The following is a 19,952-nucleotide window of genomic DNA, read 5'->3' on the forward strand; positions in this document are numbered from 1 at the left end:
CGGTCCGGTCAGTGCTGGTCGGTGACCTCGTAGCCGAGACTGGCCAGCAGCCGGGCGAGCAGCCGCACCGGCCCACGGTCGTACTCCTGCACACCGGCGCTCAACGCCTGCCAGCTGGTGTTGAACGTGTGCCGGGCACGGCCGTTCCGGAGCTGGAAGTGCACCCAACGCCGGTGCTCCAGCTCCGCAAGCAGCTCCACCTCGGCGTCGGTGAACTCATACAGCTGCGGCTCCTCAGCCGGCCGCCAGGTGAGGCCGAGGGCCGCGAGCTTGACCGGGATGTCCACCACCTGGGCGATGCTGGAGCGCTGGTCGGTCTCGGCCAGCTCGTCCCAGCCGAGCCTGGCAGTGGGGGACTGGGTTGCGTTCTGCGTCGTCGTGGCCGTGCGCAGGTAGTCGTGATGCACCTCCAGCGCCATCTCGCGCACGGCGGCATCGGTCAGCGGAGCGTCGCCTCCGCCGCGGCGCACCGGGACCAACCCGGCCCGGGCGGCGAGCACCGGCAGCCGGGCCGCCAGCTCGAGGCGGCGCAGGCGCAGCTCGTCAGCGGGCCGGCGCAGGGCGGACCCACCCCGCCCAGGGTCACGCATCTCCTGGTCGGCTGCGGGCAGCAGCCGCGCCAGGACCGCCTCGATCTGCGTCAGCTCGCCGGGGGAGAGCACCAGGGTCGGCACCTCCGCCGGGAACCCGGCATCGAGCTCGACGCCAGCGGCCGTGAAGATGTCGGCGATGTTCTCGGCGACTGCCCGCACCGCCGCCCGCACTGCTGCGGGCTGTGCGTCCAGCACCGCCTTGCGGTCCGCGTCGCGCAGCACCGACCCGAACACACCGGGCACGTCCGCCGGCCATCGGCTGGCGTCGGCCACCAGCTCCCCGGCAAGCAGGTCGGTGGCGGACAGGCGCAATGTGGTCGGGTCGCTCAACAGCTGCAGTGCCGAGACCATCCGCAGCGTGCTCTTCTCGCCCAACGTTCCGCTCCACGCGTCCGCGTCGTCCACGACGGCGGTCACGTCCACCTCGCTGACCCGGCGTGCGATCGCAGCAGCGATCGGCACCGTGCGGGACGTGTGCGGGTAGGCCACGTACACCCGGCGCTTGCCCTGCGCGAACCGCTCGTCCGGGCCCGGTGAGCGGCCGGCCAGCTCCCGGATCGTGCGCGGTGCCAGGGCCACGTTCGGCTCCATCGGCACCCAGACCAGGTCAGCGCGCTCCTCGATCCCGGCTGCTGCCTCGTCCACCCAACGCTGATCCGTGCCCAGGCAGTACACCCGGAGCCGTTCGCCGGGCTGCTGCCAGCCGGTGACGATCCAACGGGCGAGCTCTGCCGCCTGCGCCCCCTCGCCGACCACCACCGGTGGTGGCACCATCGCATCGTCGGCGAACGGGGGCGCGATCCGCAGTGCGGAGATCGCCGTCTGGGCCGGCCGGCAGACCACCGCCTCCGGGGCGGCGCTCGCCCAGTGGCCCACCAGGTTGCGGTCGGTCAGCAGCACGGTGGTGGGGAAGTCGGAGGCGACGGGCAGGCCCCGCAGCCGGTGTGCCAGCTGGGCGGTCTCCTCGTCGGTGGCACCGACCACGAAGACCTGCGCCGCATGGTCGACCACCCGCCGCAGCGACTCGTCGGAGACGCTGGGCAGCTGGACCACACCACTGCGCCGCCGGGTGACGACGGCATCGTCGTCGTTGATCACCAGCGATCGCGGCACCAGACCGCTGCTGCGGAAGCTCATCGCGATCGGTACCGCCTCGGCGCCGTTGCCGATCACCACCACGTGGCCGCGCAGACGCGCGGCGCGCGCGAGCGTGAGCTGACGCTCGAGGATGCCCAGGGCGGCGATCGCGACCGCTAGGTACACCACGGCACCGGCTCCGAACCGTGCGATGTCGAGCGCCGGCGAGGGGTCGTCGTCGACGTCGTACTCGAACACGAACAGCCGGATGGTGCCGTAGAGGGCGTCGGTGAAGCCTATCCCCGGGACCGTCTGGTAGTGCCCGACGAGGCCGAGCACCAGCATCGCCGCCCCCAGCACGCCGATCGCCGCGTACCGCCAGCCGGCGTAGAGGTCGCGCACCGTCGCTCCCGCGCGGGAGTCCTCCGACAGGTCGGTCCCGCTCACCGCACTCCTCACCACCGGGCAGCACTCGGCCGGCTCTGATGCCCACGATACCCATCCAGCCCGGCCAGGCTGGTGCACCCCGTCCCGCCCGTCCGGTTCCCCGCCGGTCAGCGCACGCCAGTCACCCCGAGCGAAGAGGTGATCTGCTTCTGGAACACCAGGAACAGGATCACCAGCGGCGCCAGCGCGATCGTGGTCGCCGCCATCACCAGCGTCCAGTTCCCGGCGTACTGGGTCTGCAGCGCGGCGGTGGCCACGGTGATCACGTTCCACTCCTCGGCCGGGGCGATGATCAGCGGCCACATGAAGTTGTTCCACTGGCTCACCACGGTGATCAGCAGCAGCGTGGTGATGATCGGCTTGTTCATCGGCACCATCACCTGCCACAGCCGCCGCAGCACCCCGGCACCATCGATGGTGGCGGCATCCAGCACGTCCGCGGGGGTGGAGCGGAAGTTCTCCCGGAGCAGGAAGATCGCGTACGGGGAGCCGAACATGAACGGCACCACCAGACCGGCGAAGGTGTTCTTCAGCCCGAGGGAGGTCATCATCGAGTACAGCGGGATGATCGTGACCACCACCGGGATCATCAGCGTGGACACGTACACCCAGAACAGTGGGTCCCGCCCGGGGAAGTCCAGCTGGGCGAACGCGTACGCGGCGAGGATCGAGGACACCATCTGCCCGAGCACCAGCACGGCCACCACCTGTACGGTGACCGCGATCGGCACGATGAAGCTGTACTCATCAGAGAACAGGGTGGTGAAGTTCTCCCCGGTGACCGGGTCCGGCAGCGTCAGCGGCCAGCTGGTGTTGAACTGCTGCGGGGTCTTGATGGCGGTCAGCACCGAGAACCCGAACGGCCCGAGCATCAGCACTGCCCCTGTGAGCAGGAACGCGTAGGTGAGCAGGTTCGCGCCGAGCCTGGAGGCGGCCCACGACGGCGCAGCTCGCCTGCCGCTGCGCCCTCGCGTGCCGCGGGGCGCAGCCGGGCCGCCCCCGGTCGCGGGGGCCGTGGTGGCGGGCAGGGTGGTCTTCTCGGTCATGACATGTCGTAGGTGATGCGTCGGCTGAAGTAGCGCTGCTGGACGAGGGTGACCAGCACCAGGACGACGAACAGCACCACGGCCATCGCCGCCGCCCGGCCCAGGCGGAGGTTCACGAACGCCTCGTCGTAGATGCGGCTGGCGATCACGTCGGTGCGGAACCCCGGGCCGCCACGGGTCATCGCATAGATGGAGTCGAACACCTGGAACGAGGAGATCACCGAGGTGACCGTGACGAAGAACATCGTCGGGCGCAGCAGCGGCAACGTCATCGACCAGAGGGTGCGTACCCGTCCGGCGCCGTCCAGCGTGGCCGCCTCGTACACCGAGGTGGGGATCTGCTGCAGCCCGGCGAGGAAGAACAACGAGATGTACCCGACAGTGGACCAGACCTGCACGAACACCACTGACGGCAGCGCCAGCTGCGGGTCGGTGAGCCACTCCACCCGGCGGCCGAGCAGCGCGTTCACCGCCCCGTAGGAGGGGTCCAGCAGCCACTTCCAGACCACGCCCAGCGCCAGCGGCGCACTCACCCAGGGCAGCACGTACAGCACCCGCAACCAGGACGTGCCCGGCAGCTTCCGGTTGATGGCCAGCGCCAGCAGCAGGCCGCCGGCGATCGCCGTGGGGATGGTCATCACGGTGAACGCGATCGTCACCCACATCGAGTTCAGGAAGTGGCCGGAGGTGAAGATGTGCACGTAGTTCGCCACGCCGGCCCAGTGCGGGGTGGAGATCAGGTCCCAGCTGAGGAAGGAGAGCACCAGCACCCCGAGCACGGGCACCAGCAGGAAGAGTCCCACGCCGATCAGGCTGGGGGTGAGCATGGCGTACGCGGCACGGGCCTCGTGGCGCGCGCGTGCGTTCACCCCGGGTCGTCCTCTCCGTTGCTGGAACTGATGGCACGGAGCCTAACGCCAACTCAGTCCTGCTCGGCGAGGAACGCTCCGATGTCCGCGGCGATCTCCTCTGGGTACTCACCGTTGATCGCGTGCGAGGCCTCTGGGTAGACGCGCACAGTGCCGTGGGCCAGGGTCTGCTCGGCGGTGATGGCGGCGGTCGGCGGGTCGTGCATCACCGACTCGCCGGCGATGAACGCCAGCACCGGCATCTCCAGCGAGGCGAGCTGCTCGGGGCTGATCTGCTCCGGCTGCGGCAGCTTCATCCGGTAGTGCTGCATACCGGCCTCGATCATCTGCGCCACCGGTACGTCCTCCACCGGTGCGCCCCCGGCGGTGTAGGAGCTGAAGCTGTCCCGCCAGGACTTCGGCAGCCAGCTGAAGGCTGCCGGGATAGATCGCACGATGGTCTCCAGGGGCATGCCGTCGAACACGTGCACCGGATCGAGGAGGGTGAGTGTCTCGATCCGGGCGGGGGAGCGCAGCGCGAGGTTGGTCGCCGTCCAGCCGCCGATAGACAGCCCCACCAGGTGGAAGGACTCCTCGGTCAGGGCGGCGAGCGTCTGGTCGAGCCACTCGGCCTGCTCGGCCGCTGTGCTGATCGGGCGCTCCTGGATGCTGCGGCCGGGCTCGCCGAGAAGGTCGATGAGGTAGACGTCGCCCAGCTCCAGGAGCGAGGGCAGGTTGTCTGCCATCACCGGTGCCCCGGAGGCGGTGCCGGGCAGCAGCAGCATCGGGTGCTCTGCAGAGCCGGTGCCGTCGAACCGGTACACCCGGACCATGCCGTAGTCGGTGCGCAGGTCCTGGGTCTCGTCAGGTTCGGGCAGGTCCTGGAACGCCTCGGCGTAGGCGGCCAGGTAGCGGTCCTGTCCCTCGGCGTCGTCCCAGTGGCCCACCGGGGACGGGGTGCGCAGGGCGAACGCGGCCACTACCGCCAGCACGGCGAGCACGACGAGGGTGGTGCGCAGCCGGCGGTGCCGCCGCGGTCGCCGGCCGCTGGGTCTGGGTGGCTCCCCAGCAGCTGGCGCCTCAGTGTCGGACCCTGCCTCGGTGCCGCTCAGCCCGGGCTCTTCGTCAGCCACCAGTACTCCTCACCGATCGGTCAGTTCATTTACCGTACGGTAGGCTGCGGTGATATGACAACGGATTTCTCGACGACGTCGTCGGGTGGTGGCACGTTCACCGAGCGCGCCCGGCGGGCACAGCTGGTCGCGGTGACCATCGAGCTGGTCGCCGACGAGGGATACGGTGGCGCGTCGCTGTCGCGCATCGCTGCCCGCGCAGAACTCTCCAAGGCGGCTGTGCTCTACCACTTCAGCTCCAAGGACGCCCTGGTCCGGGCGGCGCACGAGCACACCCTCACGGCTCTCACCGACGACGTCGCCCGCGCGGTGGAGGCGGCTGCCCCGGCCGACCGTCCGGCGGCCTACGTCCGGCGCATGATCGGGCACCTGCGCGCGCACCCGCGGCACACCCGGATGCTCATCGAGGCGATGAGCCACGGTGTGGGCGAGCACCAGCGCTCGCAGCGATGGCAGCCGCTCGCCGACCTGCTGCAGCTGGCGGGGGTGTGTCCTCCGGCCGGAGCACGCACCCGCGCGATCATCATCGGCGGCGCCATCGACGGGATCGTGGCGGAGAGCCTGCAGGACCCGGGATATGACACCGCGCAGGCGGCCGACGAGCTGGTCGAGGTCGTCCTCTCCGGCAGCTAGCGGCGCTGCCGGCGGTACCAGTGCCGGCCGGTGCGGGACCACAGCAGCGCGATCCCGGTGCCGAACCACGCGGCGACGACCAGGACGAGTGCCCCGGCCGGCCCGTCGCCGCCGGACATCGCGACGCTCACGGTGAGCAGCGCCAGCAGGGTGCAGACCACGGTGAGGGCGACGAGCATGTCCATCGAGCCGAGGAAGGCCGTCACGGCCAGCACCAGCACGATCGCGCCGGCGGCTGCGACGATCACCCCGAAGTGCAGGTCCAACGCCCCGAAGACCCGAGCCGGTTCCGGGTGCAGGGAGGCGGACAGGCCCGATCCCATCATCCGGCCGCCGAGCACGACGCCGAGCGCTCCCGCGAGACCGAGCAGCCCCGCACCCCCAGCGACCTGTGCCGGCCGGCGGGTGGACGCAGCCGGGGAGCTCGCCGTGCCGCCGTCCCGGTGCTGACCCAGCCAGAACAGTGCGGTCGCGATACCGACCCAGAGCAGTCCGAAGAGAAGTGCGGGTGAGGCGTAGTCCAGACCGAGGGCCACGAACACCAGTACCACGTACAGCCCACCGAGGATCGTCAGCCCGGCCAGACCTGCGCGGGATCCCTTGACGGCCGGCACGGCCAACGCGGCGGGCACCGCACCGGTCAGGACCAGCACCACCCACGCCGCCGGGTACGGGGTGTCGTCGACCCCGCTACCGACCGAGGCCACCGCAGCGATCGCTCCGGCGAGACCGGTGGCACCGGTGCTGGTGGCGATCAGCAGCACCAGGCCGAGCAGTGCCACGAATCCGCCCGCGAGCCAGGTGAGCAGCGCACCGGCGAGGCTCGCTCCAGGGAGCTGGTGTGGTGCTGATGGATTCGAGGTGTCCGACATGCTGGCCCCCAGGGTGTCGGTAGTACGTCTGCTGCGACGCCCCCAGCGCCGCAGCAGCGTGCCGGTCAGGCTCGGTGCGGTGCGTCGTACCAGGCTCGGCCGGTCCAGAACAGCGCAGTGGCACCGCCGACCCACAGCAGCGGGATGAGCGTGCTCGCGTCGCTCGAGCCACTGAACAGCGAACCTAGCGTGAGCAGCACGTACAGGCCACCGAAGATGGTCAGTCCGATCAAAGCGCCTTTGGAGCCCTTGAATGCGAAGATGCCGAGCACCAGCGGGATCGCGCCGATCACGAGCAGCACGATGCCGACGATCACCAGGGCAGCGGTGGCGAAGCCGGAGGCCTCACCGAACGCCTCGGTGAACGCTTGGTTCCCTGCGGCACCGAAGATCATCACCAGCAGGCCGATGAGGACCAGCAGACCGGAACCGATGAAGGTCAGGACCGCACCGGCGGTCACCGTGCCGGGCCGCTGCATGGCGACCCCCTGCCCATACCCGCCGCCGTAGGCGCCGGGGGCACCGTACTGGCCGGGGGCCATCGGGGTCTGACCGGGAGGCCCGTAGGCCGGTACTCCCGGCGGAGTGTCAGCCGGCTGGCCGTAGCCGCCGGACGGGTCGTAGCCGCCGGGCTGACCGTAACCACCCGGTTGCTGCGGAGCCTGGCCACCGTAGGGCTGACCGGGCTGGCCTGGTTGACTGGGCTGAGAGTAGCCGGGCCCCTGCGGGTCGGGCTGGTTCGGGGGGTAGGACAAGATGTCTCCAAAGTTAGCGGTGCTGCCATTGTGGCAAAGCGCGGGCCGCGCGGCGAGGGGGAGTTCTGCCCACCCGTCCAGGTGCGTAGTGCTCGACGTCTCCGGAGAACCTCCCAGAGGGTGCGTCCTCAGCCCGCCAGGCGGTCCGAGCTAGGCTCGATGACCATGAGCCGCACCGCTGATCTCGGCCGCACCGCCGAGCTGGACGCTCTGCAGGCGGTGGTGGCGCCAGGAGCATGGAGCACAGCGCCGGCCGACCTGGCCAGGATGTCCCACGACGCCTCGCACTACCTGCTCACCCCACGTGCCGTCGTCACCCCGGGAAGCCTGCCCGAGCTGGTCGCCGCGCTGGCTGCCGCCCACCGTGCCGGGCTACCGGTCGCCTTCCGCGCCGGCGGCACCTCGCTCTCCGGCCAGGCCGGCACCGACGGGGTGCTCATCGACACCCGCCGGCACTTCCAACGGGTGGAGATCCTCGACGACGGCGCGCGGGTGCGTTGCCAGCCCGGGGCCGTGCTGCGCCGCGTGAACGCGATGCTGGCCCGGTACGGCCGCTGCCTCGGACCGGACCCGGCCAGCGAGATCGCCTGCACCATCGGTGGTGTCGTGGCGAACAACTCCTCCGGGATGACCTCCAGCGTGACCGCCACCGCCTACCGCACGCTGGACTCGATGGTCTACGTGCTGCCCTCGGGCACGGTAATCGACACCGCCGCACCGGATGCTGACGCCAAGCTGGCTCGCCTGGAACCGGAGCTGCACCGCGGTCTGGCCCGGCTGCGCGACCAGGTCCGCGCCGACGCCACGCTGCGCAGCCGCATCGAGCACCAGTTCTCGATGAAGAACACTATGGGCTACGGGCTGAACTCCCTGCTCGACCACGACGCCCCGGCGGACATCCTCGCGCACCTGATGGTCGGCTCCGAGGGAACCCTCGGCTACATCGCCTCCGTGGTGCTGCGCACCGTCCCGGTCCCCACCGCCCACGCCACCAGCCTGCTCATGCTGGACGACATCGGTGCGGCCACCGAGGCCCTGCCCGGGCTCCTGGCTGCCGGGGCCCGGGCGGTGGAGCTGATGGATGCCCAGGCGCTCCGGGTGGCCCAGGGGCTTCCTGCCGCCCCGACCACCCTGCAGCAGCTGCAGGTCACTCACCACACCGGTCTGCTGGTCGAGCTGCAGACCACCGAGGAGGACGAGCTCGCCGAGCAGACCGAGGCGCTGCGCCCGGTGATCGACGACCTGCCGCTGTCCGCACCCGCCCACCTCACCCGGGACGCCGCCGCCCGCGCCTCGCTGTGGGTGGTGCGCAAGGGCCTGTACGCCGCCGTCGCTGGTGCCCGCCCGACCGGCACCACCAACCTGCTCGAGGACATCGCCGTACCACCGGAGGCGCTCACCGGTACTGTCCGCGATCTCGGCCACCTGCTGCACACCCACGGGTACGACGATGCGGTGGTCTTCGGCCACGCACGGGACGCCAACCTGCACTTCATGATCACCCCGCACCTGGACGACCCCGGCGAGCTGGCCACCTACGAGGCGTTCACCGAGGACCTGGTGGACCTGGTGCTCGGCGCCGACGGTACCCTGAAGGCCGAGCACGGCACCGGGCGGATCATGTCCGCCTACGTACGCCGGCAGTTCGGTGACGAGCTCTATGAGGTGATGTCCGCCGTCAAGGACCTGTGCGACCTGCGCGGCATCCTCGCCCCCGGTGTGCTGCTCGACGACGACCCACGTGCCCACCTGCGCAACCTGAAGGTCGTACCCCAGGTGAGCCCCGCCGTCGACCGCTGTGTGGACTGCGGCTTCTGCGAGCCCGCCTGCCCCTCGCGGAACACCAGCACTACGCCGCGGCAGCGGATCGCACTGATGCGCGCGGCGGCCACAACGGACCCGGGGACCCGGGCGGCGATCGAGGAGGCGTTCGACTACGACGCGGTGGACACCTGCGCGGCTGACTCGCTGTGCGCGTTGGCCTGCCCGGTCGGCATCGACACCGGCGCAGTGATGAAGGGTTTCCGTGCGGAGCGGCACGGGCGGCTGACGCAGCGTGCCGGGTCGGTGGCGGCGGCGGGCTGGGGGCCGGTCGGGGCCGGGCTGCGTGCCGGGCTCACGGTCGCCGACGCCGTACCGCTGGCGGCGCTGTCCAGTGTCACCTCCGCACTGCGGAGGTTCGTCGATGCGGAGTGGCTGCCGCAGGTAGGGGCGGACCTGCCCGGTCCGGGGGCTCGCCGGTCGGCCCTGCTCGGGGCCGTTGACGGCGCAGCTCATCCGGCCTCGTCGGGGTCACCGGGCTCGGGTGGTGCCGCGGACGTGCTGTTCTTCCCCTCCTGCACCGGCGCCATGTTCGGTCCCGCCGGCGGCGGCGAGGGCGCGGCGCAAGCGTTCCTGGAGCTGTGCGAACGAGCTGGGCTGCGAGTGGCGCTGGTGCCGGGCATCGACGGGCTGTGCTGCGGCACGCCCTGGTCCTCGAAGGGGTTCACCGACGGACAGAACCTCATGGCCCGGCGGGTGGCGGACGCGATGCAGGAGGCAGTGGCCGACCGTCCGAAGAGTGCCCCACCGGTGCCGCTCGTCTGCGACGCCGCTTCCTGCACCCAGGGGCTCGCCGGTCTCGCCGCGCACCTGGACCCGGTCCGGGCGACGCTGCTGGCCGAGTGGGAGGTGCTGGATGCGGTGACTTTCGTGCGCCGTTCGGTGCTGCCCGCGCTGGAGGTGGACGAGGCCGGCAAGGTCGACTCGCTGCTGGTGCACCCGACCTGCTCCACCGAGCACCTGGGCATCGAAGACGACCTGGTCGCCGTCGCGCAGGCGGCTGCCCGGCAGGTGGTCGTGCCGCCCTCCTGGGGGTGCTGCGGCTTCGCCGGGGACCGGGGGATGCTGCACCCGGAGCTGACCGCCGGGGCCACCGAGGTCGAGGCGGCCGAGATCGCCGACCTGGAGAACAGCGGTGGCCGGTTCGGGGCGTACGCCTCCTGCAACCGGACCTGTGAGATGGGCATGACCCGGGCCACCGGCCGCGACTACGAGCACGTGCTCGAGGTGCTCGCCCGCGCGGTGCGCTGACCCCCGCCCCGACACCGCAAGGTCACGAGAGACCGGGCACCGGTGACCGGGTTCTCTTGACCTTGCGACGGGGTGGCGGTCAGGTGGCGATGCCGAGGTAGGCGGAGACCACCCGGTCGTCGGCGAGCAGCTCCGCACCGGTGCCCTCGTGCACGATCTCCCCGCTGGCGAGCACATAGCCGCGGTCGGCCACGCCCAGGGCACGGCGGGCGTTCTGCTCGATCAGCACCACAGTGGTGCCCCGCGCCCGGATCTCACCGATCACCGCGAACACCTCGTCCACGATCAACGGGGCGAGCCCCATCGACGGCTCGTCGAGCAGGATGAGGGACGGCTCGGCCACCAGGGCCCGGCCGATGGCCAGCATCTGCTGCTCCCCGCCGGAGAGGGACCCGGCGGGCAGGCGGCGCCGTTCGGCCAGCACCGGAAACCGGTCGTACACGTCGTCGATGCCGGCACTGCCGGCGTGCCAGCCGCCCATCTGCAGGTTCTCCTCGATGGTCAGGCTGGTGAGGATCTGGCGGCCCTCGGGCACCTGCACCAGTCCCTGCCCCACCAGGCGGTGCGCGGGCGTGCGGGTGATGTCCTTGCCGCGGAAACGGATCCGGCCGCCGCGGGGGCGCACGATGCCGCTGATCGCGTTCACGATCGAGCTCTTCCCCGCCCCGTTCGCGCCGACCAGGGTGACCAGGGACCCCTCCTCGGCGCGGAAGGACACCTCCCGCACCGCCTCCACCCGGCCGTAGGAGACCCGCAGCCGGTCCACGGTGAGCATCGCATCGTTCATCGGGAGCGCTCCTCGTCCGGTGCGCTGCCCAGGTAGGCCTCGATCACCGCAGGGTTGTCGACGATCTCCGCCGGGCTGCCGGTGGCGATCAGCTCCCCGAAGTCCAGCACCAGGATCCGGGAGCAGGTGCGCATCACCATGCCCACGTTGTGCTCGATCAGCAGGATGGTCAGCCCGTCGTCGGCGAGCGAGCCGATCAGGTCCGACAGGCTGTCCGCCTCCGGCTGGTTCATCCCGGCCGCCGGCTCGTCCAGGATCAGCAGGGACGGGTCGGCGGCCAGTGCGCGGGCGATCTCCAACCGGCGCTGGTCGCCGTAGGAGAGGGCCGCGGCCGGCACGCGTGCCTTCTCCCCCAGACCCACCCGCTGCAGGCACCGGGCTGCGTGCGCCAGCGCCTGGCGTTCGTCTCGCCGGGCCGAGGGCAGCCACAGCAACCGCCGCCCGAACGTGGGTCGGGAGACCAGGTGCGCCCCGACCAGGACGTTCTCCAGGGCGGACAGCCGGCCGAACAGCTTCGAGTGCTGGAACGTGCGGCTCACCCCGGCGGCGGCGACGCGGTGCACCGGGGTGCGCCCGGGTCGGGTGCCCAGCACCTCCACCTCCCCGGAGCTGCTCGGCACCAGGCCGCTGATCAGGTTCACCAGCGTGGTCTTGCCGGCCCCGTTCGGCCCGATCAGGCCGATGATCTCCCCGCCGGAGATCTCCAGGTCCACTCCGCGCAGCGCGTGCACCCCGGCATACTCCTTGGTCACCCCGTGCAGGCGGACCACCTGGTCGCCGGGACGAGGGTGGGTCCGGGTGGTCAGGGTGCCGTGGGTCTCGCTCTCGGTGCTGGCCGGCATCCGCAGCCGCCGCGGGATGAAGCTGGCCAGGCCGCCGGGCAGGAACAGGATGACCACCAGCAGCAGCACGCCGGACAGCACCGGGCGCAGCCAGCCCGCCTCGATCCCGACCGCTCGCTGCACCTCGGGCACCATGGTGAGGAAGCCGCTGCCCAGCACCGGGCCGATGAACAGCGTGGAGCCGCCGACCACGGCCGTGACCAGCCCGTCGATCGCGGCGGCGAAGTCGAAGTCCTCCGGTGCGATCAGTCGCACGAAGTACGCCCAGAGCACCCCGTACAGGCCGGCGACGGCACCGGAGGTGATGAATGCCTGCAGCCGGTGCCGGCCCACGTCGATACCCATGGCCCGCGCGGCCAGCTCGTCCTCCCGGATCGCGGCCAGCGCCCGCCCGTACCGGGACGGGCCCTGCCGCCAGAACCAGTAGGCGACCACCGCCAGCGCCACCCAGGCGATGGCCGGGGTGACCACCTTCGGCACCGCCAGGCCTCCGGCACCACCGAGGGACTCGGAGTTGACGATGAGGATGCGCACCGCCTCGGCGAACGCGAGCGTGGCGATCGCCAGGAACACCCCGCGCAAGCGCATCGTCGGCAGGCCGAGCACCACCGAGGCGGCAGCGCCGAGCAGCATGCCGATCACGATCGCGATGCCCAGCGCCGGCAGGTCACCCACCTGGTCCGGGCTGGGTCCCAGGGTCACCGACCCGAACGCGGCGATCGCAGCGAAACCGGCCTGGCCGAGACTGAGCTGGCCGGCGACCAGCACCGCGTAGAAGGAGAACGCGAAGATCGCGCCGATGGCGATGAAGACCAGGGTGGAGTCGCCGAGCATCACACCTCCCGGACCTTGCGCTTGCCGAACAGCCCCTGCGGGCGGACGACGAGGATCAGGAACAGGAGCGCGAAGGCCACCAGGTCGCGCCAGCTGGAGCCGATGTACTGCACGGTGAACACCTCGGCCACGCCCAGCAGCAGGCCGCCCACCAGCGCACCGGGCAGCGAGGACATCCCACCGACGATGATCACCGCCAGGCCCTTGAGCTCGATCGCCGAGCCCATGCCCAGCTGTGCGGTGTTCACGTTCAGCGCGAACAGGGCACCGGCGACCGCACCGAGCGCGGAGGAGATCGCGAACGTGGTGGCGGTGACCCGGTCCACGTTCACGCCGAGCACCCGGGCCGCGGTCGGGTTCTCCGCGATCGCCCGCATACCGCGGCCCAACCGCGTCCGAGCGACCAGGAACCCGAGCGCCACCACGAGCAGCACCGAGATCACCAGGATCGCCACCTGCACCAGGGAGATCTGCGCGCCGGCCACGGTGAACGTGGTCTCCGGGAGCGCTTCGGCCGGGAACCGGTGGGTGTCCGGACCGTACGTGCCCTGCAGCAGGGCGATGAACACCCCGGCGAGCGCGATCGAGGAGATCAGTCCGGCGAAGTGCGCGTCCGGGCGGTTCTTCAGCGGCCGGAACGCGACCCGTTCGATCACCAGCCCGAGCAGGGCGCCGACCACGAACACCACCGGGAGCATCAGCCACACGGAGATGCTCAGGCTGGTGACCAGGTCGATACCGACATAGGCCGCCACGGCGAACACTGCGGGGTGGGCCAGGTTCAGCCGGTCCAAGATGCCGAACACCAGGGCGAACCCGATGGCGAACAGCGCGTAGAGCGAGCCCAGGGAGAGCCCGTTGAACAGCTGCTGGATGTCGACCAAGGGACCGAGCTCAGTCCAGGACCGCGAACTCGCCGTCCTCGACGATCTGCACGACCGCCTCGTGCTCGACGTCCCGGTCGGCGTTGATGGACACCGAGCCGAGGACGGTGGGCACCTCGCTGATGTTGTTCAGACCGTCCTGGACGTCGGTGCGCTCACCGGAGCAGCTGTGCCGCACAGCGGTGTCGATGATGGTCATCGCAGCGTAGGCCTGGGCGGCGAACTGGTCCGGCTGGTGACCGTACTCGTCCTCGAAGGCCGCCAGGAACTCGGTGTTCTCCGGGCTGTCGGAGGCAGAGTTCCAGGCGGCGCCCACCACCACACCCTCGGCGGCGTCGCCGGCGTCGGCCATCAGCTGGGGGTTGTTGAACCCGTTCCCGCCGATGATCGGCACGTCGATGCCGGCCTCGCGTGCCTGGGTGACCAGCGGGATCGCGGCCTCGATCAGACCGGAGACGACCAGGGCGTCCGGGTCCTGCCCGGCTGCCTCGGTCAGCAGCGGGCGGAAGTCGGTCTCGTCCACGGAGAAGGTGAGCGTGTCGGCGACCTGCACACCCTCCTCCTCCAGCGAGTCGGCGAACACCTGGTAGCCGGACTCGGTGAACGCGTCGTCGTTGCTGTACATCACCACCACGTTCTCCAGACCGTACTTCTCGGTCGCGGCAGCCACCGTCTGCGGGATCACCTGCCCCTCGGTGAGGGAGTCGCGGAAGATGAAGTCACCCTGCTCGGTGATGCCGTCCGCGGTGTTCGAGATGGCCAGCACCGGCACACCACCCTCCTGGGCGATCGGCTGGGCCTGGAAAGCGGTGTTCGACAGGGTCGGGCCGATGATGACGCTCTCACCACCGTCGACGAACCCCTCGAAGACCGTGATGCCCTGCCGCGGGTCGGTCTGGTCGTCCTCGACCCTGAGCTCGTAGCTGACGCCGGTGTCGGCGTCGTTCAGGTGCGCGACGGCCAGCTCCAGGCCGTTGCGCTGGGACTCGCCGTAGCTGCCGGCCCCACCGGTCAGGGACAGCGCGGCACCCACCGGGACCGGCGCGTCGATGCTGCAGTCGGCGCCGGAACCCTCGCCGACGAGCTCCCCGTCCGTGCCGCCGCCGGAGCTCTCTGAGTCGCAGGCTGCCAGGGTCAGGGCCATCGCGGCCACGGTGGCAACGGTCAGGGTCTTTCGCATCGTTCCTCCTCGAGTGCTCCCGACCTCTGGCCGCGCACCGCCGAATCTTCTCACCACGTCTCCTGGACCACGCCCGCCCTCCGCGATGAGGGCACACACGGTCCGCGGGCGAGGTTACTACGAAACAGCGTGTCGCCGGTCAGCGTCTCAGGTGGTGAAGCCGTGGGTGAGGACCGGCGGCACGGTCCCGGTCCGCAACGCCTGGAGCACAGCGAGCTCGTGCGGCACCACCGGCTCGGGCAGGTCGGCCAGCGGGTACCAGCCCAGCCCGGCGGACTTCTCCGGCTCCATCGTGCGCGGAGTGCCGGTGAAGGTGCGGCAGGTGAAGAAGAAGTCGACGCGCTCGTCGATCGGCCGGCCGTTGCCGTGCGTGCGGTGCATCGCGGTCAGCGGGACCAGGTCTGCCGGTGCGATGGCGATGCCGAGCTCCTCGGCCGCTTCCCGGATGGCAGCAGCGAGCACCGACTCACCGGCCTCCACGTGCCCGGCTGCCGCGCACGCCCAGTACCCGTCCCGGTAACCGGTGTTCGCCCGCAGCTGCAGCAGCACCTCAGTGCCCTCGGCGCCGTCTCGGCAGCACAGCACGTACGCGGCCGGCACCACCTGGAAGCGGGAGATCACCCGCTCACGCTACCCCCACCCCTGACCAGATCGACGAACAGCTTCGGCGGAGGAGGGCACGGATCAGCGCAGCGGGACGAAGCGGTAGCTGCCGGCGGTCCGCACCACCGCAGCAGTGCCGTCGTGGGCCTCCACCACCATCATCGTGCCGTGCACCGGCAGCACCATCCGGCCACCGTCAGCCAGCTGGTCGGTCAGCTGCGCTGGCACCTCGGTGGCGTCGGCGGAGACCAGGATGCGCTGGTAGGGCGCCGCCGCCGGCCAGCCGAGGATCCCGGGCTCGGCCTGGTGCACCTGCGCCCACGGCATCCCGGCAGCGGCCACGTTCTGCCCGCCCCAGGCTGCCAGGTCCTCGCGAAGCTCGACCCCGTGCACAGTGCCGGTCGCCCCGACCAGGTGCGCCAGCAGCGCAGTGGTCCAGCCGGAACCGCTGCCCACGTCCAGCACCGCATCACCGGTCTGGGGGTCGAGCAGGGCGAGCATCGCGCGCACCGTGGTCGGCTGGGAGCACGTCTGGCCCGCGACCAGCTCGAACGGCTGGTCCAGGTGCGCCTCCCGGCGCCACTGCTCGGGCAGGAACCCCTCGCGGCGCACGGCGGCCATCGCCGCGTCCACGCGCTCGAACCGGGCCGCGTGCTCGGCCCGGTCGGCCCGGGAGAATGGGTGCACCATAGTTTTCGCCTCTGCTGCCATAGTAGGCATGTCCCGGCGCGCGCCCATAGACTGACCGGGAGGATCGTCGGAGCTGGAGGTGGGCAGAGGTGGTCGCCTGGGTGACGGTGCTGATCGCCGTCGTCTGCATGGTGCTCGTCGTCACCGGAGTGATCGTGCTGCTGGTGGTGCTGTTCCGGCAGGACCGCCGGGCCAAGCAGACCGCCGAGCAGAACCCCGGCTACCCGGATGCGCCCCAGCAGCAGGACCAGACGCACCCCGCGCAGTCCCGCACCCCACCACCGCCCCAGCAGTAGCCGGGGCCGCTCAGCCCGCGAGCCTGGACCGCCGGTGGCGGGCCACAGCGGCCTCGAGCTCCGCCTGGTAGCGCGGCCCCAGGTCCACGTCCTCGCCGTGCAGCTGCCAGTGCACCAGGTGCTCCACACAGAAGCCCGGTCGGCAGCGGCTGCAGGACATCGGCCGGGTGGGCCGGCGGAACCGCTGGTGCACGTGCCCGGCCGGGCACCGGCCCTCCCACGGGGCCGGGACGGTCGGTGCGTCTGCGGCCACGCACCGCTGCCCGCTGGCACCGATCTCCCTGGCGATGCGCCGCCACTTCGGCCCGTGCCCGGCGCGGGGACCGGCCAGCGCGTGCGCGACCTCGTGCAGCACGGTCTCGGTCACCTCCTCGGGGGAGTACAACGCGGTCAGGTGCCGGCTCAGGCTGATCACCCTCGTGTCGTACCGGCACAGCCCGGCGCGCCGCTTCGCGGAGTCGAACCGGAACGTCCACCGGCGCAGCCCGTGCGCGTCCATCAGTTCCCGGGCCAGGTCCCGTGCACCGGTCAGGTCCATCCTCCGCGCCCCTCTCTGCCGCCTACCGGGACGCTAGCACCGTGCGGTCACACCGCGGGCACCGGTTGTGGACAGAACCTGCGCAGCGCGCGGGACGGTGCGCCCGCCCGGACCTCACGCCATGGTCAGCCCTGGCTGGTCGGGGTTGCTGCGCCGTCAGGGTCGCCGGTGGTGCCACCCTCACCGGGCCCCCCCGACGGCGGTTGGTCACCGGGCTGCCCGGCAGGCGGCTGGCCGCTGGGCTGCTCCCCGGACGGGGGCTCACCGCCCCCGGGCCCCTCCTCGCCGCCGGGAGCGCCCTCGCCCCCGGGACCACCCTCGCCACCCTCGGGCGCTGCCCCACCGGTCGGCTCGGTCGAGGTGTCCACCCCCACGGTGAGCGAGACCGCAAGACCCGACTCCAGGTCCCCGGTGACGGTCGCGAGCTGGGAGGCCCCGCCGTCGTCCCCGAACACGTTGTCCGACTCCAGCGAGACCTGAGCGAGGTTGGTGACCGACTGCTCGTACCCGGTCGTGGCGTACACCTGCTGGCAGACGTCCTCCGGCAGAGCCACCTGGGAGGTGGCGATCGCGTTCGTGGACTCGGTGATGTCCTCCTCGGCGGAGTAGACCTCGAAGTGGATGTGCGGCCAGCGGCCCGAGTAGCACGCCGGGAAGATGCTGGTGAAGGTGACCCGGCCGTCCTCGTCGGCCACCTGCACCCCGCGCAGATAGTTCTCCTCGGTGATGCCCTCGGAGTACAGCGAGTACTGCCCGGCCCGGGTGCAGTGCCACACGTACACCGCCACCCCGGCGAACGGCGCGCCGCCGCCTGCGAGGTCGAGGATGGTCAGGTCCAGGGTCATCGGCACACCTTCGGCCACGCCGGACGCCTCGCCGAAGCTGGTGGTGATGTCGCTGCGCACGATCCCGCTCTCGGTGAGCACGTCCGGACCGTTCGACCCGTCACCGGGGTAGGGGCCGGCGGTCTCGTCCGGGATCTCGGTCAGGTCGCCGGCCAGGTCGTCGGTCGCGGTGCTACCGGAGGCGTCGGCGCTGCAGGCTGCCAGGGTCAGGCCCGCCGCCCCGGCACCGAGCAGCCCGAACAGGTTCCGCCGGCTGAGCACGGTCACCACGTCGAACGCGAGCCCCTGGTCCTCGACGTCCTCCTCCGGGTACGGCAGCGGGCGACCCTCGTAGGTGGGGTGCTCGGCCTGGAACGGGACGGCAGTGCGGAGGAAGCGGTTCAGTTCTGTGTCCATGGCCGCGAACCTACGGACCGAACCCGCAGAGAGGCTGGGTGCTACCTGGGAACAGCCCCAGGATCGTCGTGGCCGCCCGGATCCTCCGGGCCGCGCACCCCGCCCGGGGCCTCCGGGCGGGGTGCCTCGCCTGTCCTGCCTGTCTCGCCGGCAGCGTCCGCAGCTTCTGCACCGTCCGCAGTCTCCGCACCGTCGGCAGCGGGCCCGCCGTGCACCTGCACCAGCCGGATCCGGCGCCCGGCAACGGCCACCACCTCCAGGGTGCGCGTGCCCACCGGCACCCGGTCGCCGACCTGCGCCAGGCGGCCGAGCGTGCTCAGCAGGTACCCGGCGACCGTCTCGTAGGGGCCGTCCTCCAGCGGGACGCCGCTGGCGGCGGTGAACTCCTCGATGGTCAGCCCGGCGTCGTAGGTGTCCGCCGCCCGGCTCGGCTCCTGCGGGTCGTACTCGTCCCGGATGTCCCCGACGATCTCCTCCATCACGTCCTCCATCGTGATGATGCCGTCGGTGCCGCCGTACTCGTCCACCACCACTGCGAGCTGGGTGTGCGACCGCTGCATCGCCGACAGGCAGGTGAGCAGCGGGTTGGTCGAGGGCAGGTGCACGATGCGGCGGGCCAGGGTGGCCACTGTGGTGCTGCTGGCGGTGCCGGCCGGCGGCTGCAGCACGTCGCGCACGTGCACGAAGCCGAGCACCTCGTCGAAGTCGGCACCTGTGACCGGGTAACGCGAGTACGGGTGGGCGCGGATCTCTTCAGCGGCCTCGGTCAAGGGCAGGCCGCCGTGCAGGAACGCCACCTCGCCACGGGGGCGCATCGCCTCTGCCACGGACCGGTCCGAGGCGCGGAACACGTCTGCCAGCAGCTGTCGCTCACCGTCGGGCAGCCCCTCGTGCGCGATCACGATGTCCCGCAGCTCCTCCTCGGAGAGATCCTCGCTGCGCGCCGACGGGTCCCCGCCGAGCAGCCGTACCACTGCGTTCGTGGAGCGGGACAGCAGCCAGATCACCGGCCGCATCGCGGTGGCGAACCGGTCCAGCGGCGGCGCCACGGCCAGGGCGAACTGCTCCGAGCGTTGCAGCGCCAACCGTTTCGGCACCAGCTCCCCGAGCACCAGGGACGCGTAGGCGATCAGCAGGGTGAGCACGATCAGCGCCGTCGTGGCCGAGGCCCGCTCCGGCAGCCCGAGGTCGACCAGCAGCGGGGCGAAGTCCGGGGCGATGGTGGAGGCACCGTAGGCTGCGGAGAAGAACCCAGCGACCGTCACGCCGATCTGTACGGCGGACAGGAACCGGTTCGGGTCCCGGGCGACCGACGCTACCCGCCGCCCCCGAGGTCCCCGCTCGTCCAGCCGGCGGATCTGGCTCTCCCGGAGGGAGACCAGCGCGAACTCGGTGCCCGCGAACACACCGCCGAGCAGGATGAACAGCAGGACCAGCCCGATGTTGCCCCAGGTCTCGGCGTCCATCAGGTGTCCGGATGTCGACTCTTCATCCCCTGATCTTACGGTCGCGAACGCCCTGGTTTGCGGCATGAATCGGTTCAGCAGCCGCGAAGGCGAGCGTTCGCGACCGGGGTGGGTG

General features: G+C 71.4%; 18 protein-coding genes. 3 read left to right on the forward strand and 15 right to left on the reverse strand.

Annotation, left to right across the window (positions count from 1 at the left end; translation table 11 throughout):
* Window positions 1-8 precede the first annotated feature (8 nt).
* The 4 genes from K338_RS0107035 to K338_RS0107050 form a co-directional block, all read right to left on the reverse strand.
* The gene (locus K338_RS0107035; RefSeq protein ID WP_022917471.1) at window positions 9-2,117 is read right to left on the reverse strand and encodes a hypothetical protein; all 2,109 of its coding nucleotides are present in this window, start codon (window positions 2,115-2,117) and stop codon (window positions 9-11) included.
* 107 nt (window positions 2,118-2,224) lie between these two features.
* Window positions 2,225-3,163, reverse strand: coding sequence for a carbohydrate ABC transporter permease (locus K338_RS0107040; protein WP_022917472.1), 939 nt, complete (start codon window positions 3,161-3,163; stop codon window positions 2,225-2,227).
* Window positions 3,160-4,032 (reverse strand): carbohydrate ABC transporter permease, encoded by an 873-nt coding sequence (locus K338_RS0107045; protein ID WP_022917473.1) that lies wholly within the window; start codon window positions 4,030-4,032, stop codon window positions 3,160-3,162. The genes K338_RS0107040 and K338_RS0107045 overlap by 4 nt, the downstream gene beginning before the upstream one ends.
* A gap of 53 nt (window positions 4,033-4,085) precedes the next feature.
* Entirely contained in the window at window positions 4,086-5,144 is a 1,059-nt protein-coding gene (locus K338_RS0107050; RefSeq protein ID WP_022917474.1) for an alpha/beta fold hydrolase, read from the reverse strand.
* A gap of 54 nt (window positions 5,145-5,198) precedes the next feature.
* Between K338_RS0107050 and K338_RS0107055 the strand changes: the two genes are divergently transcribed.
* Window positions 5,199-5,777, forward strand: a complete 579-nt coding sequence (locus tag K338_RS0107055) for a TetR/AcrR family transcriptional regulator (protein ID WP_022917475.1) — start codon at window positions 5,199-5,201, stop codon at window positions 5,775-5,777.
* Here K338_RS0107055 and K338_RS0107060 read toward each other — a convergent pair.
* Window positions 5,774-6,649 carry a hypothetical protein gene (locus tag K338_RS0107060; RefSeq protein ID WP_022917476.1) on the reverse strand — a complete coding sequence of 292 codons (876 nt, stop codon included), beginning with the start codon at window positions 6,647-6,649 and terminating at the stop codon, window positions 5,774-5,776. The two genes, K338_RS0107055 and K338_RS0107060, sit on opposite strands and share 4 nt — an antisense overlap.
* 65 nt (window positions 6,650-6,714) lie before the next feature.
* Window positions 6,715-7,404, reverse strand: coding sequence for a hypothetical protein (locus K338_RS0107065; protein WP_157612281.1), 690 nt, complete (start codon window positions 7,402-7,404; stop codon window positions 6,715-6,717).
* A gap of 165 nt (window positions 7,405-7,569) precedes the next feature.
* Between K338_RS0107065 and K338_RS0107070 the strand changes: the two genes are divergently transcribed.
* Window positions 7,570-10,476, forward strand: a complete 2,907-nt coding sequence (locus K338_RS0107070) for an FAD-binding and (Fe-S)-binding domain-containing protein (protein WP_040653239.1) — start codon at window positions 7,570-7,572, stop codon at window positions 10,474-10,476.
* Between the two features lie 79 nt (window positions 10,477-10,555).
* Here K338_RS0107070 and K338_RS0107075 read toward each other — a convergent pair whose 3' ends face one another.
* From K338_RS0107075 to K338_RS0107100, 6 genes are all read right to left on the reverse strand, one after another.
* Window positions 10,556-11,263, reverse strand: a complete 708-nt coding sequence (locus tag K338_RS0107075) for an ABC transporter ATP-binding protein (protein WP_022917478.1) — start codon at window positions 11,261-11,263, stop codon at window positions 10,556-10,558.
* The gene (locus K338_RS0107080; protein ID WP_022917479.1) at window positions 11,260-12,939 is read right to left on the reverse strand and encodes a branched-chain amino acid ABC transporter ATP-binding protein/permease; all 1,680 of its coding nucleotides are present in this window, start codon (window positions 12,937-12,939) and stop codon (window positions 11,260-11,262) included. Before K338_RS0107080 ends, K338_RS0107075 begins: the two co-directional genes overlap by 4 nt.
* Window positions 12,939-13,823 (reverse strand): branched-chain amino acid ABC transporter permease, encoded by an 885-nt coding sequence (locus tag K338_RS0107085; protein WP_022917480.1) that lies wholly within the window; start codon window positions 13,821-13,823, stop codon window positions 12,939-12,941. Before K338_RS0107085 ends, K338_RS0107080 begins: the two co-directional genes overlap by 1 nt.
* A 10-nt stretch (window positions 13,824-13,833) precedes the next feature.
* Window positions 13,834-15,003: an ABC transporter substrate-binding protein gene (locus tag K338_RS0107090; protein ID WP_022917481.1), complete on the reverse strand. Its 1,170-nt coding sequence runs from the start codon at window positions 15,001-15,003 to the stop codon at window positions 13,834-13,836.
* 147 nt (window positions 15,004-15,150) lie between these two features.
* Complete coding sequence (locus tag K338_RS0107095; protein WP_022917482.1) at window positions 15,151-15,624, reverse strand: NUDIX domain-containing protein; 474 nt, start codon at window positions 15,622-15,624, stop codon at window positions 15,151-15,153.
* A gap of 63 nt (window positions 15,625-15,687) precedes the next feature.
* Window positions 15,688-16,296: a protein-L-isoaspartate O-methyltransferase family protein gene (locus K338_RS0107100; protein WP_022917483.1), complete on the reverse strand. Its 609-nt coding sequence runs from the start codon at window positions 16,294-16,296 to the stop codon at window positions 15,688-15,690.
* 89 nt (window positions 16,297-16,385) lie between these two features.
* On the opposite strand from K338_RS0107100, the gene K338_RS0107105 reads away from it, so the two are divergent.
* Window positions 16,386-16,592, forward strand: coding sequence for a hypothetical protein (locus tag K338_RS0107105; protein WP_022917484.1), 207 nt, complete (start codon window positions 16,386-16,388; stop codon window positions 16,590-16,592).
* Window positions 16,593-16,602: 10 nt separating this feature from the next.
* Here K338_RS0107105 and K338_RS21020 read toward each other — a convergent pair whose 3' ends face one another.
* The 3 genes from K338_RS21020 to K338_RS21030 form a co-directional block, all read right to left on the reverse strand.
* The gene (locus K338_RS21020; RefSeq protein WP_022917485.1) at window positions 16,603-17,130 is read right to left on the reverse strand and encodes a SprT-like domain-containing protein; all 528 of its coding nucleotides are present in this window, start codon (window positions 17,128-17,130) and stop codon (window positions 16,603-16,605) included.
* 125 nt (window positions 17,131-17,255) lie between these two features.
* Window positions 17,256-18,371 carry an intradiol ring-cleavage dioxygenase gene (locus K338_RS21025; RefSeq protein ID WP_022917486.1) on the reverse strand — a complete coding sequence of 372 codons (1,116 nt, stop codon included), beginning with the start codon at window positions 18,369-18,371 and terminating at the stop codon, window positions 17,256-17,258.
* 41 nt (window positions 18,372-18,412) lie between these two features.
* On the reverse strand, window positions 18,413-19,837 hold the full coding sequence (locus K338_RS21030) for a hemolysin family protein (protein ID WP_022917487.1): 1,425 nt from the start codon (window positions 19,835-19,837) through the stop codon (window positions 18,413-18,415).
* Between the last annotated feature and the right edge of the window lie 115 nt (window positions 19,838-19,952).

The sequence above is a fragment of the Ruania albidiflava DSM 18029 genome (genome assembly GCF_000421225.1).
GTDB classification, from domain to species: Bacteria; Actinomycetota; Actinomycetes; order Actinomycetales; family Beutenbergiaceae; genus Ruania; species Ruania albidiflava.